Here is a 16,564-nt window from a genome sequence, read left to right on the forward strand (position 1 = left end):
GAATCAGCAATAATACTTAATTATTTGTTGGTAATAACTAAATAACGAAATTTTTATCTTGTTATCAGTACGATTTTCTTACCTCAAAATAGATCACCGAATTAGGCGATTTGATATGAAGGGTGCTCTTCATATGAAATGAATGCCACCCTTTTATTACATTATTTGAGGCCACATTTATTATCAAACCAAGATAACAACTCTGTATAAAACTCTTTTTTATGATCGTAGAAAAGCGTATCAGAAAAGTGATCAGCATCTTCTAGCTCAATATATTTAAAGTCTTTTTTGTACTTTTCAAGCTCAGATACAAAGTCTCTACTGTGTTTTACTGGAACACGACTGTCGATATCGCCATGTACAACCAGTATAGGAATATTTACTTTATTTACTTGCTCTACAGGAGAGACACCAGTAATAGTAGGGCGTTGTAAGATACTTAAAAAGCGATTTTCGTTAAGAGTTGCATTGATACGACTTAAATCACTTACACCCGCACCGGCAACAACACATTTATATATGTTGTTTTCACGCATAGATGCAGCAAATGCAGCATAACCACCATAACTCCAACCAAATAAAGCAAGCTTATCTTTTGTTGCTAAACCTTTATCTATTAAATATTGTGCGGCGTCATCTAAATCATCTTGTTTTTTCAAGCCCCAGTTATTATCACCGGCTATCCAATGCTCCAAACCGTAACCTGTAGAACCTCGGTAGTTTGGTTGAATAACTACGTAACCATGATAGGCGAGTAACTGTGCCCAGTCATCAAATACAACAGAGTCACGAACCCAAGGACCACCGTGAGGGAGTACTATTGCGGGGTAAGGACCTTTAGTTGCAGGAATAGTTACGTATGCTTTTATTTTACGTCCATCTCTTGCTTTATAAGAGATATATTTAACGGTTCCTAATTTACTTTTATCAATAAACGGAAGGCGATCACCAATCTTAGTTAACTTCTGTTTATTAGTAACAATGTAATAGCTGCCAGGGTTATCGTCAGCAGATACTCTCACTACTAATACATTATCGTTATCAGAGCTACTGATGATTTGTACAAATTTACCTTTAAATAAAGACGCAACAGATTCGTTAAGTGCTTGTAGGTTAGGATCTGTGAAATAAAACTTAGGTTGCTTAGTTGTATAGCGAAAGCCTTGTAAGGTGCCGTCGGTATCAAGTATTACACCATCAGTATCTACAGACTTAAGACCAAATTGACGTTCAGAATACTGACCTGTTTTAATATTATAAATATAAATGCCAGTCGTATTTTCGCCTAAGTTGGCATTAACATAAACTTCGTTAGGGTTACCTTTCGCAAACCCTAAAATCTCAAAGTTTTCACGCTTTTTAGGACTAACTTGCTTAATTACTTTCCAATCATCATTACCTTTATCTCGGGCATAATAATCGATTGCGTTATCAGACTTATTCCAACCTTGGGCTATTCTTATTTCACCGTCGTAGTCAGAAACGAATGAGCCTGATACTTTTTCATTTCCGCGCATTACAGTAACGCTTCGTCCAGTATTAATATTAAAGCGCACTACATCTGGAATGTAGTTATTATTAATATCAACCTCTACTAATACTTCATCTTTTTTGTCAGGAAGTATATTTATTATATTAAATTGAACATTTCGTTTTTTCTTAAATGGTAATAGCCAGTCGCTTTTACCATCTGCATCGGTTATTGCAAACTTATTAACCCAGTATTTGCGACTTCCATCTTCTAATATTTGCCTAAACATAACGCCAAGTTTTTCATCGTTTAACCATACGATTGAAGATATTAGCATTTTATCAGCGCCTAATCTTACAGGCTCTGCATCTAGGTTATTTGGATCTCTTATCTCAATTATATAGTCACCATTTTTAGTAGTCGCTCTTAAAATAGCAAGCTTCTTACCATCAGGTGATGCTACAACACTGCGTATAGCAGATGACATTGAGAAAGCATCAATACTGCTTACTTGTGCCGCATCTCCAGTTTCGCTATTAGCAAAAGAAGATAGGCCTAGTAGGGTTAATCCTACTAATATTCTTTTTTTAAATTTCATTTTTATTCCCTCAAAAAAAATGGCCTAAAATTTTAGGCCATCTGGATTGAATATTTACTCAGCCAATTCTAATTAAAAAGAAGCTGTAAAACTGATGTATGGGCTACGACCTGAAGTGTCATAACCAACACCTAGAGGGATATTAGTGTTTGAAAAAGAACCACTTGGATCTACTTTAGGAGGTGCTTCATTAAACACGTTACGAACACCAAAGTTCACTTTATAAGCATCGTTAGACCAAGTCATACCAATGTTATGTACAAAGTAGTCATCGGTGAAACCAACTGGGCGACATTTAAGTGCTTCACCGTTAGCATCAGTTAAACCACGACAACCTGCAGTGCCTTCTTCAAATTCACCTAAATCATCCTCATCTTCACGACCTTTACCGATGAAACGCGTTTCCCAGTTAAATCTAAAATCAGAGTATTTAAGTTGTAAGCGAGCGGTACCACGCCATTCCGGAGAATCTGGCTCGCCCATATTGTCATCAATAGTACCAAGCACGTCAAAAACTTGCTCTGTCATGCGAGTAGCTTGAAGATCTAGTGTAATACCTAGGTTTTCTTCTGCGATTACTGTATCTGTTTCAAAGTAGATATTGTAATCAAAACCTTTAGATGAGATTAAACCAATATTGATAAAGCTAGCATCAACTAAATCAATTTGACCATTTTCGTCACGTCCGATACGGCTACAGAAAGCATCATTACCATCAGCAGAATAACACTGACCAATACTGTAACCAGCGCTTGGCTCTGCAATACTATTCGTTACTTCAATATCAAAGCGGGTTAATGACATTGTTAAATCAAATGCATCAGTGAACGGTTGTTCAAAGATAAAACCGTATGTTTTAGCCACTGATGTTTCAGCACTAAGCTCAGTTGTACCGCCAGTTTCAATCTCAGCGCTGTAAGCTGCAGTGTATGAGTCAGTTCCATTTTGACCTAAACCAAGAGTAGTTGGATCAATACCTGATGCTTGACAAGCGTTTAGTACAGCTGTATCACGTGTTTCTTCTGCTGCATTATATGTAGCTGCTGAACCTGGGTTCAATGGGTCGATATTACGAGCATCTTCCGGAACAACACATGGATCGGCAACTGTATTAAAACCAGACGTACCGTTTAAGAAACGCTCGCGTAGGTTAGGTGCTCTGTACGAAGTACCTTTTGTTGCACGTAGAGTAAACCACTCAACAGGACGGTAAATTGTTTTAAGACTATAAGTTGATTCTGCATCGTAGAAAGATTCTTCAGAAACACGGCCAGAAGCTGTAAATGTAAGTTCTTCAGCGCCTTTAACACCTTTAAGTAAAGGGAATTCAACTTCTGTGAATATTTCCTTTAAGTTACGTGAGCCATCAGCGCCTTGGTCAGCAAAATAGCCCCATAGTAAGCCTTGAGATGCAGCAGCATTTGGATTTGATTCAATTTCATCACGACGATATTCAACCCCAACGATACCTGCAACAGTTTCGTTGTTCCATGGTAATGCGAAGAAATCACCACCCATGAATGCATTGAAAACAAACTGGTTTACTTTAGTTTCGATATCGCGGTCGATAAACAAGTAAGCAGCTTCTTCAGGTGAAAGCGTACCGCCACCTTCTTGATAAATACTATCTGCAAATAAATTAACAGGAACACATCCATCAGAACCGGTACCACAGGTAACAGTACCATCATCATTAAGAACAGCGGTTTCTAATGAGTTAATTAAGCGCTCTTCATCAATACCAACACGGTGGTCAGTACCTTTTGATGCGCTGTACGATACAGATGCGTCGTAGTACCAATTGTCTAAGCCGATGTTTTCAAACATACCAAGATTACCAGTAACACCAGTAACTAAACGATATTGTGAAACTTCAACCTCAGTTTGATCACGGTCACCACGAATATTGATGATTGGCTGAACGGCTTCTGGTCCACCAGGGCCCACACCTAACACGCCAAAACAGTCAATACCGTTTGTTCCACAAGGGTTATATGGGTTTGATGCCGCTACTTGTTGGAATATCTGTGCACCTGGGCTAAAAATTGGTGATTTACGACTAGCGTATAAACCTTCGTAGTAGAAAGTTGTATCGTTATCATCTTGGAAGTTATATTCACCATTAAGCATTAGTGAAATACGTTCATTTTTACTTCTGTAATCACCACTTTTGTAATAATCAGATTGTTGGAAAGCGTATAGAGGGTCTTGGAAATCAACGTCACGGAAACCATCGCCGTTACCATCTACAAATACACCATCATTTATACCATCGCCATCAAAATCGCCCGCTACCCATGAAGGTAAAAACCCTTCAAGACTTGATGGTACAGTTGATTCGCTGAAGTTTGGAATACCAGTGTTTGTAAAGTCAGGTGTATAATAAACACTACCAAAGAAAGATGGTACGCTAATACGGTTTGTTAGAGGGAAAATGTCACATGAATCTTCACCGCTTGCTACAGGACCATAGCCACTGTTTCGGGTTACGATACTGCCATCTTCAGCTTCCCAAATACGCTCTTCACACCCTTTAACAAAAGGGTTGCCAGCTAAAGATTGAGATTTCTGTTCTGAATATTCAACACCAACGGTGATAAAACCATTATCCATGGTTTTGCCCCACATACCCGAAAGTACAGTTTCTTCACCGCCTTCACCTTTAGGTTGACGGTAAGATGCATCAAAAATAAAGCCTTCAACATCTTTTTTTAATATTACGTTAGCTACACCCGCTACTGCATCAGAACCATAAACGGTTGATGCGCCATCAAATAAATTCTCTACACGCTCAATCATTACACCTGGTATTAAGTTCAAATCAGGTGAAGTTGGCGCACCACCTACACCTGCTGGAGCCATTCTTCGACCGTTGATAAGTACAAGAGTACGCTCAGCACCTAAACCACGAAATCCGATTGTTGCAGCGCCTGGACCGTTATCTAGTACAAAACCACCAAATGTATTATCTATTTGAGCACCAGCCGCTTGGCTGGTTGACTGGAGCATTGAACCTGCATCAAATAAACCCATTTCACGAGATAAGTCACCGTTGATAATTTGAATTGGCGATGCATTTGAAAATTCAGCTTTTCTTATACGCGAACCTGTTACAACAATTCGCTCTGGCGCTTCTTCTTCTAGTTCAACGTCTGAGTTTAAGTCATTTTCCTGGGCTAGCGCGTTAGGCGCTAAGGCTACAGATCCTAGCAATAAAGAATATCTTATTGCATTTGATAGTGCTTTAGTTTTAAACATATGTAAATCCCTGAGATATTATTGTTATTTAAGCTATAAATCATAAATTAAACAAAGTGAAATATAGCATCACAATAAATTTACATTATTGAAACTAAATAGTAAATGCGGTTAATGGTGAGTAACTACGCAATAGGTGCTGAAACAGTCAGTTTTGGGCCTTAAAAGTGATTTTTTTCGCTATTTTTTTTTTAATTGTCTGTTTTTAAATGGTTTTCTTGTTTGTAAACGAATGTGAATGGATGTAATCGGCATATACATGGAAAGAGAAGGCTCAGCTTGACTTTCTAGGAATGAGAATAGGAGGCAACAGGGTGCTTTGAACTTCTTCACCACGTATCAGTTTTAATAGGTTCTCTACTAACATTTGCCCAGCAATAGTGGTGTTTTGCTCTATTGTAGTTAGTGGTGGGTTTACATAACTTGCAATGGCTATATTATCAAAGCCGACTACCGCAACATCTTTCGGCACGTTAATATTTGCTTCTTTAAGTGCGCGTATAGCCCCAATAGCAATTAAGTCACTTGCAGCAAATAAGGCGTTAAATTTAATATTATTAGCAATTAGTGAGCGTGTTGCGTGATAGCCAGATTCTTCAGTAGAGATAGCATTAGCCATTTTACGCTCATTTATTTTAACGTTGTTAGCCAATAGCTCATCTTTAAAACCCTGAAAACGACTAAAAAATTCGGGGCTGTGATCAGAGGCGTCACCAATAAAAGCGCAATCAGTTCTGCTATGCGCAATAAAGTGCTCAGCGGCGAGCTTACCGCCACCGTAGTTATCACAACAAACAGTTAAATCGGGACGGTTATCTACCGTTGCACCCCAGCAAACAAACTTAGTGTTTTGTTCAAGTAAGGTGTTAAATTTTGGTTGGTAATCAATGTAATCGCCATACCCGAGTAAAATAATGCCATCAGCTCTGTGGCTGTCTTCGTAGTCTGCTTGCCAATCAGCACTGGCCGATTGAAATGAAACTAATAAATCGTAACCTTCTTTAGCGCAAGCACGGGTAATACTGCCAAGCATGGCTAAAAAGAAAGGATTTATTTGGGACTCGTCAGAAGTAGGATCTTCAAACAACAATAATGCAAGCGTACTACTTTGTTGAGTGCGAAGGTTACTCGCATTTTTATCAACTTTATAATTAAGCTTTTTGGCTATATCGAAAACACGCTTCCGTGTTTCTTCATTAACAAGGTGGCTGTTACGTAAAGCGCGAGATACAGTCGATTGAGATACCCCTGCATAGTGGGCAATATCAAATGAGGTAGCTTTACCTTTCATTGTTACAACTTAATTAAATTGATAAATTATTGTGTCATTTTCGTTTATTGATGAATAATTTCAAGTTTTTTGTGAATTAACGTATATTTTTATTGATAAATTCCTGACACCGGTGTCATAATGTCAGTGTTTTATCATTTTGTTGTCAAAACGTATTCGCTGTCTATATCTTTATAGGCAGCATTTTTTACTGTGATAGCTACTTTGAGGTGATAGCTCAAAGTATAAATAACAATGGTACACCATTGTAAAATAATAAGCATGAGTCGCTTAACAAAAGAGATAATACTATGAGCCCAAACGCTTCTGCCCAATTTGATCCCATCTTAGTTGCTGATGTCGGCGGCACTAATGCCCGCTTTGCTTTAATAACTGCTTTTAATGAACAGACTAACCAATTTATAATAGAGCACATTAATATTTTTCCTAGTGCCAATTTTGGTTCTCTTGAAAGTGCGCTCGAGCAATATTTACAAACAGTCCCACATATTGCACCCAAACGCGCATGTTTAGCCGTTGCAGGGCCAATAAAAGCCGGGCAAGTGCATTTAACCAATTTAGGTTGGCATTTTAGCGTCAGTGAATTTAAAACTCATTTTGATTTACAACAACTTGAAGTCATTAATGATTTTGCTGCCTTTGCTTACGCTGCCCCTTACTTAGATCCTAAACAAAATGTCATTGTTAAATCAGGTCAAGCTGATGATAACGCAAACATTGGTGTTATAGGTCCAGGTACTGGTTTTGGTGCCGCGTGCTTAGTTAGAACGTCTCAATCTACCGCAGTGCTAAGTTCAGAAGGGGGGCATATATCACTTGCACCTGTTAATGAACTCGATACTTTATTATTAAATGAGTTACGTAAAGATCATCCCCATGTTTCTATCGAAACAGTTTTTTCAGGTCCTGGCATAACGCATTTATACAAAGCAATGTCTGCGGTTAAGGGTGTAACAGCTAAAAATTTAGATGCCGCACAAATTAGCAGCCTTGCAAATAGTGGTGAATGTGATGTGTGTGATGCAACCTTAAACCAGTTTTGTGATTGGATTGGCAGTGTTGCCGGTGATTTAGCGGTTGTTTATGGCGCGTTAGGTGGATTATTTATTGGCGGTGGAATACTACCTCGTATGCAAGCGAGACTTCTTGAGAGTCGTTTTGTTGAACGATTTTCGCAAAAGGGTATTATGTCGCAGTACGCAGGACAAATCCCTGTAACACTCGTAACACAAGACAACATACCGCTTATTGGCGCTGCTGCGTGTTTACACAATAGCAAATAGGGCTTTGGTCTTACAGGTTGTATTTGGATAATGGACAGATGAAAAAAGTAACCATAAATAGTGTAGCAAGCCATGCAGGGGTTTCTAAAAAAACCGTCTCACGCGTGTTAAACAATGAGCCTAATGTAAGTGCCGCCACCCGAGAAAAGGTGCTTGCGGTATTTAAAGAGCTTGATTACACCCCAAATCCAATTGCACGAGGTCTTGCTCAAAATCGTAGCTTTATTATTGGCTGTTTATACGATAACCCAAGTAAAAGTTATATTACCCGAGTGCAAACGGGCGCCTTAGAAGCGTGTAAAGAAAACAACTATAATTTATTGATACACCCTTGTGAGTTTCGTGGTGAAGCACTTATAAATAATATTGAGCAATTACTACAAACTTCTCGATTAGATGGCATTGTGCTAACACCTCCTTTTGGTGATTTTGCTGAGCTTGCTTCTTTTTTAAAATCTAAAAAAATTCCTTATGCAAGAGTTGCTTCAGCTTTACTACAAGATGATTCAATTTCAGTGCGTAGTAACGACGAGCAAGGCGCATTTGAGATTACCGAGCATTTAATTAACCTCGGTCATAAATCTATAGCCTTTATTAAAGGGCACCCGGATCACAGTGCCACGCAACAACGTTTTAAAGGTTACAGGCGTTCACTTGCAAGCCATGGTATAGAATTTGATGAGCGCTTAGTCGAGGAGGGTAACTTTAGTTATCACTCAGGTGTAGATAGTGCACGCAGCATATTAGATTTATCCCCTAGGCCAACCGCTGTATTTGCATCAAACGATTACATGGCGGCTGCCGTACTTAAATTAGCAACTCAGCGCCAATTAAAAGTGCCTGATGACATTTCAATAGCTGGGTTTGATAATGCGCCCATTGCACGTCATATTTGGCCTGGGTTAACAACAATTGCACAGCCCGTTGAAGAAATGACTAAACAAGCCGTAACGCAACTTATTTTACACATAGCTCAACCACAAGAGCAGCCGTATCAGGTAACGCTTGAGTCGCGCTTGATTACACGCGAGTCTACCTCAGCAATAAAATAGTGAGTTTAAAACACTTTCACAGTAGCCCGAATATGAGTGACGCTTATTCGGGCTTTTTTTACTCTGAACTTGCTAAAACATGGTTTGTGCCTAAAAATCAATTAGGTCATTATTCGGTCATGTTAAAATATTAAACTATTTTTGTTACTCGGGGTTGACACCGGTGTCATTGCTATGCGTTAATACAGTGACACCGGTGTCAGGGTTGTTGTGAGAGGCTCCCTGGTAGCGTACCTTTGAACGGGTAAATCAAAGATGCTCAGTACAGTTATTTACGTGGAGTCTGTAGTTGCTACTGAGCCTTTATCCTCTAACTAATAGAGATGAGTTAAATTATGTTACATCCTCGTATTCAAGAAGTTACCCAGCGCGTTATCGAACGCAGTAAAAATACCCGTCAAGATTATTTAGATCGCATTTCGCACGCAAAAAAACAAACAAGAGTTCGTGCCGGTTTAGGTTGCGGAAATATAGCCCATGTTATGGCTGCATGTAGCAGTGATGACAAAGCGCGCTTAAAGGCTGATGAGCAGCCAAATCTTGCTATTATCAACTCATATAACGATATGTTATCGGCTCATGTGCCATACAAAGACTACCCAGATTTAATTAAAGACATTGCAACAAAATACGATGCTACAGCTCAAGTTGCTGGTGGCGTTCCTGCAATGTGTGATGGTGTTACGCAAGGGCGTGACGGCATGGAACTTTCACTTTTTTCTCGCGATGTAATTGCTATGTCTACAGCAATTTCTCTTTCGCACGATGTGTTTGATGGCGTTTTTTGTTTAGGCGTTTGTGACAAAATTGTTCCTGGTTTATTAATTGGTGCATTGTCGTTTGGTCATTTACCTGTGTTCTTTTTACCAGCAGGTCCAATGCAATCAGGTATTCCGAATAAAGAAAAAGCACGTATTCGCCAAAAGTTTGCACAAGGTTTAGTGAGCCGCGAAGACTTACTTGAAGCTGAAAGTGCGTCTTATCACAGCGCTGGTACGTGTACGTTCTACGGTACTGCCAATTCAAACCAAATGTTGATGGAAATAATGGGCTTACACCTTCCAGGTAGCTCGTTTATTAATCCTTACACTGAGCTTCGCGATGGCCTTACAGGTAATGCTGTAGAAACTATGCTTAAGCAGCTTACGGATGATAAAGAAAGCCCTTGTTTAGCCGATGTGATCAGCGAAAAAACGATTATAAATGGTTTAGTGGGTCTGCTTTCTACAGGTGGTTCTACTAACCATGCAATCCATATTGTTGCGATAGCAAAAGCTGCCGGCATTCAGGTTACGTGGAAAGATATGTCTGACTTATCAGAAGTTGTACCACTTCTTACACGTATTTACCCTAACGGCTCAGCTGATGTAAACCACTTTCAAGCAGCAGGCGGTATGGGTTTCTTAATGCGAGAACTAGCAAGCGCTGGTTACTTACATACAGACGTTAAAACAATGCTTGGCGATGGTTTAGCACCATACATGACAGAGCCTCGTTTAGATAAAGACGATAGCTTGATCATGAGCGACTCAACTGGCCCAACTAAAGTTAAATGGGTAGATTGCCCAGCAAACTCGCACGATGAAGAAGTACTTCGCCCAGTGAGTAACCCATTTAGTAAGCAAGGTGGTCTGCAACTTCTAACTGGCAACTTAGGTAAAGCTGTTATCAAAGTGTCAGCTGTTGCTGAAGAACATCAAACCGTTACTGCTCCTGCAAAAGTATTTAGTTCACAAAGTGCTCTGCAAGATGCATACACTCGTGGCGAATTAAACCAAGACTTTATTGCCGTGCTAAAAGAGCAAGGCCCTAAAGCGAAAGGTATGCCAGAGCTACACAAGTTAACGCCAGTAATGGCAACGCTTCAAGATGAAGGCTTTAAAGTAGCCATTGTTACTGACGGTCGGATGTCGGGTGCATCAGGTAAAGTACCTGCTGCTATTCACTTAGCACCAGAGGCAGTAGAAGGCGGCGTTATTGCTAAAATCCGAGAAGGCGATTTAGTGACGCTTGATGCGCCAAACGGAATATTAAAAGTACACGTTAGCGACGAAGAACTTGCTAAGCGTGAAGCAGAGCTTAGCCTGCCAAGTGCAACATTTGGTACAGGTCGTGAATTATTTACTGGATTTAGAAATATCGTAAGCAGTGCCGATTTAGGCGCGAGTGCTTTTGGACTTGAATAAATATTAGCCATACTGGGTAATGAGGAACAAGTAATGAGTATTGAAAAAATCTTAGCATCGGCACCCGTAGTGCCAGTGGTTGTAATCGAAAAATTAGAAGATGCAGCACCACTTGCAAGAGCTTTATACAACGGTGGCTTAAAAGCCTTAGAAATAACACTACGTACACCCATTGCTGCAGAAGCTGTAAAGCTAATGAAAGCAGAAGTACCTGAAGCCTATGTAGGTACTGGTACGGTAGTAGATAAGGCAAGTTTTGATCTTTCGGTTGCTGCTGGTGCAGATTTTATGGTGAGTCCAGGTGTGAGCGATGAGCTTATTGCTTTAGCTAAAACATCAGATATACCATTTTTACCAGGCGCTGCAACTGCAAGTGAAGTTATGCAACTTGCGTCGCATGGTTTTAAGTATTTAAAATTCTTCCCAGCAGAAGCTGCAGGCGGAACAGCTATGCTTAAATCAATCGGTGGCCCATTACCACATATTACTTTTTGCCCAACTGGCGGCATTAGCCTAGCAACTGCTCCTAATTATTTAGCGCTTAACAACGTTATTTGTGTTGGTGGTACGTGGATGCTAGATAAACAACTAATTGAAAATAAAGACTGGCAAGCAATTGAAGCGCTTGCTCGCCAAGCAAGTGAACTTAAATAGGAGTCTAAAATGATTAATGTAGCAATTAACGGGTACGGCCGTATCGGTAGAAATGTTTTACGTGCACTTTATGAGTCAGCTCAAAACAGCGAAATTAAAATTGTAGCAATTAACGATTTAGCACCAGCTAACGTAAATGCACATTTAACGCAATATGACTCTGTTCATGGTCAATTTTCAAAAAAAGTAACACTTGAAAACAACACTATGCTAATTGGGGATGACGTAATTACGTTAACGCAAGAGCGTGACCCTGCAAACTTACCGTGGAAAGAGCTAAACGTAGATATCGTTTTAGAATGTACTGGTTTTTTCACTAAACGTGATGACGCCGCTAAGCACATTACTGCAGGCGCTAAAAAAGTAATCGTATCTGCTCCAGGTACTGGTTTAGATGCAACAGTAGTGCATGGTGTAAACAGCGACGTAATTAATGCTGACAGCAATATCATTTCTAACGCTTCTTGTACTACTAACTGTTTAGCGCCAATTGCAAAAGCAATTAACGACACAGTAGGTATTGAGCAAGGTAGCATGACGACTATTCACGCTTACACCAACGATCAAAACTTATCTGACGTTTACCACCCAGATTTATACCGTGCGCGTAGTGCAACTCAATCTATGATCCCAACTAAAACAGGTGCTGCGGCAGCTGTTGGTTTAGTATTACCAGAACTTGCTGGTAAATTAGATGGTATGTCGGTACGTGTACCTACAATCAATGTTTCTTTAGTTGATTTTACGTTTATCACTAAGCGTGATACGACTGCAGAAGAAATCAATGCAATCATGAAAGAAGCATCAACGGGTTCAATGAAGAGTATTTTAGAATATAACGAGCTTCCGCTTGTTTCTATCGACTTTAACCATAACCCAGCGTCGTCTATCTTTGATGCAACGCAAACTAAAGCCAATGGCAAACTAGTTAAAGTAATGGCTTGGTACGACAATGAGTGGGGTTTCTCAAACCGCATGTTAGACCAAGTTAAAGCATTAGGTCAGTACTTATAATTGACCTTGTAAAAGTTTAGCTTTATCCAACCAAGCCACGCATTGCGTGGCTTTTTTGCGTTTAGTTTATCTGTATATTTGCAATTCAAAATTAGAAGGGAACTATTTGTATTTTTTATACCCTAAATTTTGTTAATATGTGGGTGTGTAAATCAATGGAATTTCGTTGTATTTAATCAACTCAACGACGCAAGGAATAATAAAAATGATACGACGCAAGGAATAATAAAAATGATCAGAGCTCTATCGCGAAAAGTATTTCGCACAAATCATCTTCAGATAGGTGAGGGCAACATAAGTGGCTACATAGCCTGCTTTTTAGCAATACTGAGTTGCTTAGGCGTATTAGCGTTTCACTTTCCTGAATATTTAACCACACCAGAGCTGAGAAAAAGCTACAGCGTCGACTTTTTACGTCAGCTTATGTTTGCATCATTATTGGTCTCGGGCAGTTTAGGATTACTTAACTTTGTACGTAATACCAATAAGCGTTTAGGGGCTACAGCGTGGTTTTTTATTTTACTCGCTATTATGTTTGGCGGACCAAACGTTGAAGTAAACGAATTTGCTTCTGATACACCTTATATAGGGCTTGATTGGTTTATTTTAGATTTACTCGGCTCAACACTTATATTTATTGTGATTGAAAAGTTATTACCTCATCGTAAAGATCAAAAAATATTACGTAGCGAATGGCGAGGCGATTTAAACCACTTTTTTGTAAATCATTTAATTATTGGTTTTGTATTACTCGTTACTAACCACTTTGTGCATTATGGCTTTGGCTGGGCTGTATCATCTACAGTACAAGGTTATATAGAGCAAACACCCTTTATAGTGCAGTTGTTTTTAATAATACTCGTGGCTGATTTAATGCAGTATTGGGTGCATCGTGCCTATCACGAAGTCCCTTTATTATGGCGCTTTCATGGCGTACATCACAGTGCTAAAGAAATGGATTGGTTAGCGGGCTCTCGCCAGCATATTCTTGAAATACTCGTAACGCGCAGCTTAGTGCTCACGCCTATATTTGTACTTGGTTTTTCACAGCAAATAATTAGTTTGTACGTAATAATTGTGGGTTTGCAGGCTGTGTTTAACCATGCAAATGTGCGTGTGAAATTTGGTTGGCTAAAATATTTTATGGTTACACCGCAGTTTCACCATTGGCATCATGCGTCAGATAAAGCCGCGATTGACCGAAATTACGCTGCACATTTTTCGTTTTTAGATTATGTGTTTGGTACTGCTGTTAAAGGCCAAAAAGAGTGGCCACAAGCGTATGGTGTAGTCGGGGATTACATGCCCGTAGGTATGCTTAAACAACAGGTTTACCCGTTTAAGCGCACTAAATAAGTACGGAAAATCCGAATAAACATAAAATAAAAGCGAGTAAGATGTTACATTTTGCTCGCTTATATTATTAATATTAAATTTATTTTAGCTCTGCTAATAACTCAGTAAATGTAGGTCTTTGATTTAATGTAGGTTGCATGGCACATTTTGCCATATCGGACATTTTAACAAAGAGCTCACTTTGTTTATCATCGCCAGTTACCGTGCCTATTAAGTCTTCAATTAAACACCCTAATGCACGTACTTCAATTAACTCGATTTGCTTTTGTTGATAATCACTTAACATGGCTAAGTTTGTGGCTGCACCAAAATCACCAAATAATACATCAGCATCTTTGTTTATCATGGTGTTATGCGCATACACGTCGCCATGGCTTACTTTACAAATATGCAAGTGATGTAAGGTACTTACCATTTGCTGTGCAATTTTTAAAATAGCGTGAGTTGAGTAATGGCAATCATCATTAAAGGTATCACGAGTACAGGTTTCAAGGCTTGGAGGCAGGCCTAAATTAGCAAAGCTTTTATCTATTAGCTCCATTACTAAACCTAGCTGATCACTTTGCTCAATGTAGGCAAGTACTTGAATTAAATTAGCGTGATCGCCTGCTTGTAAGCAGCAATTTACTTCATCAAGCGGGTAGCCGTCGCTGGTAATTGCGCCTTTAAATAATTTAATCGCTGCAGCACTTTCAATAGCTTGTGCTAAATGAATAACGCCCGATGCACCTTGGCCAATAACATGACTAAGTGTGTAATCGTTAAGAGACTTATTTTCTAAGCAGCTTTTTGTAAGGCACTGGGCTTTATTAAAATCGTTACCGGCAAACGCAAGCCAAGCAAGTTTAGGCAATTCAAACAGCCAGTCGTCTACGTGTGTTAAGTTATTAGCAGAGAGCCTAACAAGCTCAAGGTTTTTACACTGCGCCATGCTACTTGGCAGTTGCTTAAGTTGATTGCCTGCAAGCGCAAGCTTTTTAAGCTGGGTATAATTACCAAAATCTTCAGGCAATTCGCTTAACGTATTATCGGTGAGTATTAGCCACTCAATATTTTTTGGCAGGCTGTTTAAAGCAAATTCAGAAATTTGGTTACCTTTAAACGCGACCATAATTAAAGCAGGGCATTTAGCGAGCACTTTAGGAATATGCTTAAACTGATTAAACGATAAAAACACACGCTTCAGGTTTGTTAAACAGGCAAATTCATCAGGTAGTGTTGATAAGTTATTATTTGATAAATCGAGAACTTCAAGCGTGTCAGCTAAGCTAAAGATTTCTTCAGGAAATGTCGTTAGCTCTTCTACCAATTGCAGGCGAGTAGCACCAACAAGTTTGCCACTTTTAAGCTCTTTAAGGGAGTTCATATTAATACCATGTTCTAAAAATGAAAAAGCCAACATAGCTGTTGGCTTAAAGTCGTTCTAACTTACTAAATCGCTCTTTAGAATTGCGCGTTATGGTAAACGTTTTGCACGTCGTCGCAATCTTCTAACATTGCTAAAAAGCGTTCCATAACTTCAACGTCTTCGCCTTCAATCGGCGTTTCAATTTGTGGCACAAAGCTAATTAGGTCTTCGTCAAATTCAGTCACGCCCATTTCTTCAAGCGCTGTACGTGTATTGTTGTACTCTGTGTGAGGAGCAAAAACAGTAACTTTACCGTCATCTACTTCTACGTCAGTTACATCAACATCAGCCATCATAAGAGCTTCAAGTACTGCTTCGTCGTCATCACCGTCAAATACAAAAATAGCAAGGTGATCAAATAAATGTGAAACAGAGTTTTGAGCGCCAATTTTAGCATTCGCTTTGGTAAAACAAACACGTACATCAGCAAAGGTACGCTTGTTGTTGTCTGTTAAACAGTCAACAATAATCATACAGTTACCAGGGCCGTAACCTTCGTAACGTGTTGCTGCGTAGTCTTCACCGCCGCCGCCTTTTGCTTTGTCTATTGCGCGGTCAATAACGTGTGCTGGTACTTGGTCTTTTTTAGCGCGTTCAATTAAACGACGTAATGATAAGTTACCATCTGGATCTACACCGCCGTTTTTTGCACAAATATAAATTTCTTTGCCGTACTTAGAATAAACTTTAGTTTTAGCACCCGCAGTCTTAGCCATTGAATCTTTTTTGTTTTGGTAAGCTCTTCCCATCTGCGTTTCGCCTTAATATATGTAAATAATAGAATAAAATTATAATGCGTATTCTAAAGGTAAATGCATTCAAGGGCTAGTAAGTATTAAAACAGATTAAATCGGTAACGTTTAAAAGCCATGTAAACTGTATTTTATTAATGGGATCATCGAGGGTCTAGACGTTGGAATTATATCTATTATGTGTAAATTTAATTCAATAAAAAAGCAACCTGTATAACAGGTTGCCTTACTAAGTAATAAA

The 16,564-nt window shown here is 39.3% G+C and carries 11 protein-coding genes; 6 read left to right on the top strand and 5 right to left on the bottom strand.

Going from position 1 to position 16,564, the window contains the following annotated elements; all coding sequences use genetic code 11:
- Positions 1-161: 161 nt before the first annotated feature.
- The 3 genes from H5126_RS11510 to H5126_RS11520 all read right to left on the bottom strand — a co-directional run bounded on the left by H5126_RS11510 (position 162) and on the right by H5126_RS11520 (position 6,618).
- Entirely contained in the window at positions 162-2,069 is a 1,908-nt protein-coding gene (locus H5126_RS11510; protein ID WP_182721319.1) for a S9 family peptidase, read from the bottom strand.
- Between the two features lie 72 nt (positions 2,070-2,141).
- Positions 2,142-5,327 carry a TonB-dependent receptor gene (locus H5126_RS11515; protein WP_024596124.1) on the bottom strand — a complete coding sequence of 1,062 codons (3,186 nt, stop codon included), beginning with the start codon at positions 5,325-5,327 and terminating at the stop codon, positions 2,142-2,144.
- Positions 5,328-5,601: 274 nt separating this feature from the next.
- The gene (locus H5126_RS11520) at positions 5,602-6,618 is read right to left on the bottom strand and encodes a LacI family DNA-binding transcriptional regulator (RefSeq protein ID WP_024596123.1); all 1,017 of its coding nucleotides are present in this window, start codon (positions 6,616-6,618) and stop codon (positions 5,602-5,604) included.
- Positions 6,619-6,908: 290 nt separating this feature from the next.
- Here H5126_RS11520 and glk point away from each other — a divergent pair, with 290 nt between their 5' ends.
- The 6 genes from glk (at position 6,909) to H5126_RS11550 (ending at position 14,163) form a co-directional block, all read left to right on the top strand.
- Positions 6,909-7,901, top strand: a complete 993-nt coding sequence (glk, locus tag H5126_RS11525) for a glucokinase (RefSeq protein WP_002959751.1) — start codon at positions 6,909-6,911, stop codon at positions 7,899-7,901.
- 38 nt (positions 7,902-7,939) lie between these two features.
- Complete coding sequence (locus tag H5126_RS11530) at positions 7,940-8,953, top strand: LacI family DNA-binding transcriptional regulator (protein ID WP_182197028.1); 1,014 nt, start codon at positions 7,940-7,942, stop codon at positions 8,951-8,953.
- A gap of 335 nt (positions 8,954-9,288) precedes the next feature.
- A complete protein-coding gene (gene edd / locus H5126_RS11535) occupies positions 9,289-11,139 on the top strand; it encodes a phosphogluconate dehydratase (RefSeq protein ID WP_182692865.1) in 1,851 nt (616 codons plus the stop codon).
- 33 nt (positions 11,140-11,172) lie between these two features.
- Complete coding sequence (eda, locus tag H5126_RS11540; RefSeq protein ID WP_002959756.1) at positions 11,173-11,793, top strand: bifunctional 4-hydroxy-2-oxoglutarate aldolase/2-dehydro-3-deoxy-phosphogluconate aldolase; 621 nt, start codon at positions 11,173-11,175, stop codon at positions 11,791-11,793.
- A 9-nt stretch (positions 11,794-11,802) separates the two neighbouring features.
- Positions 11,803-12,807, top strand: coding sequence for a type I glyceraldehyde-3-phosphate dehydrogenase (gene gap / locus H5126_RS11545; protein WP_002959757.1), 1,005 nt, complete (start codon positions 11,803-11,805; stop codon positions 12,805-12,807).
- 231 nt (positions 12,808-13,038) lie between these two features.
- Positions 13,039-14,163 carry a sterol desaturase family protein gene (locus H5126_RS11550; RefSeq protein ID WP_024597617.1) on the top strand — a complete coding sequence of 375 codons (1,125 nt, stop codon included), beginning with the start codon at positions 13,039-13,041 and terminating at the stop codon, positions 14,161-14,163.
- Between the two features lie 79 nt (positions 14,164-14,242).
- Here the strand turns inward: H5126_RS11550 and H5126_RS11555 are convergent, their stop codons facing one another.
- The gene (locus H5126_RS11555) at positions 14,243-15,565 is read right to left on the bottom strand and encodes a leucine-rich repeat-containing protein kinase family protein (protein WP_259413572.1); all 1,323 of its coding nucleotides are present in this window, start codon (positions 15,563-15,565) and stop codon (positions 14,243-14,245) included.
- A gap of 41 nt (positions 15,566-15,606) precedes the next feature.
- Complete coding sequence (locus H5126_RS11560; protein ID WP_002959761.1) at positions 15,607-16,320, bottom strand: YebC/PmpR family DNA-binding transcriptional regulator; 714 nt, start codon at positions 16,318-16,320, stop codon at positions 15,607-15,609.
- Positions 16,321-16,564: the final 244 nt, after the last annotated feature.

Origin of the sequence: Pseudoalteromonas sp. SG45-3 (genome assembly GCF_014164075.1) — a bacterium.
In the GTDB taxonomy this organism is placed as follows: Bacteria; Pseudomonadota; Gammaproteobacteria; order Enterobacterales; family Alteromonadaceae; genus Pseudoalteromonas; species Pseudoalteromonas distincta.

Excerpts from the sequence above, each read along its gene's own strand:
- glk (WP_002959751.1), top strand. The coding sequence starts at position 6,909 with ATGAGCCCAAACGCTTCTGCCCAATTTGATCCCATCTTAGTTGCTGAT.
- H5126_RS11515 (WP_024596124.1), bottom strand. The coding sequence starts at position 5,327 with ATGTTTAAAACTAAAGCACTATCAAATGCAATAAGATATTCTTTATTG.
- H5126_RS11555 (WP_259413572.1), bottom strand. The coding sequence starts at position 15,565 with ATGTTGGCTTTTTCATTTTTAGAACATGGTATTAATATGAACTCCCTT.
- edd (WP_182692865.1), top strand. The coding sequence starts at position 9,289 with ATGTTACATCCTCGTATTCAAGAAGTTACCCAGCGCGTTATCGAACGC.
- eda (WP_002959756.1), top strand. The coding sequence starts at position 11,173 with ATGAGTATTGAAAAAATCTTAGCATCGGCACCCGTAGTGCCAGTGGTT.
- H5126_RS11530 (WP_182197028.1), top strand. The coding sequence starts at position 7,940 with ATGAAAAAAGTAACCATAAATAGTGTAGCAAGCCATGCAGGGGTTTCT.
- gap (WP_002959757.1), top strand. The coding sequence starts at position 11,803 with ATGATTAATGTAGCAATTAACGGGTACGGCCGTATCGGTAGAAATGTT.
- H5126_RS11520 (WP_024596123.1), bottom strand. The coding sequence starts at position 6,618 with ATGAAAGGTAAAGCTACCTCATTTGATATTGCCCACTATGCAGGGGTA.
- H5126_RS11560 (WP_002959761.1), bottom strand. The coding sequence starts at position 16,320 with ATGGGAAGAGCTTACCAAAACAAAAAAGATTCAATGGCTAAGACTGCG.
- H5126_RS11510 (WP_182721319.1), bottom strand. The coding sequence starts at position 2,069 with ATGAAATTTAAAAAAAGAATATTAGTAGGATTAACCCTACTAGGCCTA.
- H5126_RS11550 (WP_024597617.1), top strand. The coding sequence starts at position 13,039 with ATGATCAGAGCTCTATCGCGAAAAGTATTTCGCACAAATCATCTTCAG.